The organism is Mesorhizobium sp. M0910 (assembly GCF_040319465.1).
Classification (GTDB): Bacteria; Pseudomonadota; Alphaproteobacteria; order Rhizobiales; family Rhizobiaceae; genus Mesorhizobium.
In genome coordinates this window covers 1-1,659 of sequence record NZ_JAMYNZ010000043.1, presented here as the reverse complement: position 1 = coordinate 1,659, position 1,659 = coordinate 1, and the positions used below count along the sequence as shown (strand labels likewise).

1 protein-coding gene is annotated in these 1,659 nt (G+C 63.4%); it reads left to right on the top strand.

Features of this window, described 5'->3' with window-relative positions:
- Positions 1–151: 151 nt before the first annotated feature.
- Positions 152–1,659 (top strand): IS66 family transposase (tnpC, locus tag NKH78_RS32480; protein WP_352885243.1); only part of this gene is annotated, 1,508 nt, incomplete at its 3' end.

The window sequence follows — 1,659 nt, the reverse complement described above, 5'->3', positions numbered from 1 at the left end:
CTCATGGCTCTGGTTGACGGAATGGACTGGAAACGGGTTCGAACGGAGACCGTCAGGCGGCCGCAATCGGTTGGGTAAAACCCTGCGGCATGATGAATCAGGGATCTGAAAAAGCGGGAAAATTGCCCGCGAATATGCTCTGATTTTGGCCATGTCGGCACCCGATCTCGCGCTCCCGGACGACGTTGACGCGCTCAAGGCGATGGTTGTTGCCATGGCCGAAAAAGCCGCCGGTCTGGAAGAGCGTAATGCCGATCTCGAAGCCCACAATACGCATCTCGAGTTGGTCAACAAGAGCGCCGAGGAGCGGATCGCACGACTGACGGCGGTGGTGAAGATGCTGGAGCGGGCGCGCTTCGGCAGCCGCTCCGAAAGGTTGCGGGCCGGTGCGCTGAGCGAGGAGCAGTATGCGCTGGTCTTCGACGAGATCGAAACCGGCGTGGCGGCCATCCAAGCGCAGATGGAGAAGTCTGCGGGCGGCTCGAAAGCGAAGCGCGCTCCGCGTCCTCGCAAAGGCTTTGCGGCCCATCTCGAACGGGTCGAGGTGGTCATCGAGCCCGAAACGCCTGCTGGCTGCGAAGCGCTGGAAAAGATCCTGATCGGCGAGGACGTCTCCGAACGGCTCGATGTCACCCCGGCGAAGTTCCGGGTGATCGTTACGCGTCGCCCCAAATATGCCTACAAGGGTTGGGACGGCGTCATCCAGGCAGCCGCGCCCGCCCGCATCATCGAAAGCGGCATTCCGACCGAAGCGCTGCTGGCGCAGATCGCGGTGTCGAAATACGCCGATGGCCTGCCGCTCTACCGCCAGGAAGCGATTTATGCCCGCGATCAGGTCGAGATCGACCGGTCACAGATGGCGCAGTGGATGGGCAAGCTCGGCTTCGAGCTCGAGCCGCTCGCCGATTACGCACTGGCTCGCATCAAGCAGGGGGAGCGGGTCTTCGCCGATGAGACCACGCTGCCAACGCTGGCGCCGGGATCTGGCAAGGCCAAGACGGCCTACCTCTGGACCTATGTCCGCGATGATCGGCCCTTTGGCGGCAGTGGACCGCCCATCGTCGCCTACCGCTTCGAGGACAGCCGCGCCGGCGAATGTGTCGCCCGTCATCTGGACGGCTATCGCGGCATCCTGCAAGTCGACGGATACGCCGCCTATAACCGGCTGGCCCGATCCGATCGGGGCAATGACGGCGTGATGCTGGCGGCGTGCTGGTCGCACGTGCGGCGCAAGTTCTACGAACTGCATGCCGCAGGCTCCTCCGTTATCGCCTCGCAGACGGTGGCGCAGATGGCCCCACTGTGGGCCGCCGAGGAGGCCGTACGCGGCCAGGACCCGGCAGTACGGATAACTGCGCGTCAGGAGAAATCCGCCGTCATCGTTGCCGCTCTCTTTGCGCTGTGGGAAAAGGAGCTGCCCAAGCTGTCGGGAAAATCGAAGCCGGCCGAGGCGATCCGCTATGCACTCGGCCGGCGTGCCGCGCTGGAGCGCTTCCTCACTGACGGCCGGATCGAAATCGACTCCAACACCGTCGAGCGCGCCATCCGGCCGCAGACGAAGACCGATTCATTATGCACCTCCTTTTCAAATGGCGGAAAACAGCGATTCTTGGTTGTCGTCGTGGATGCGACGCGGAGTATTGCGCGTCAAATCGGCCT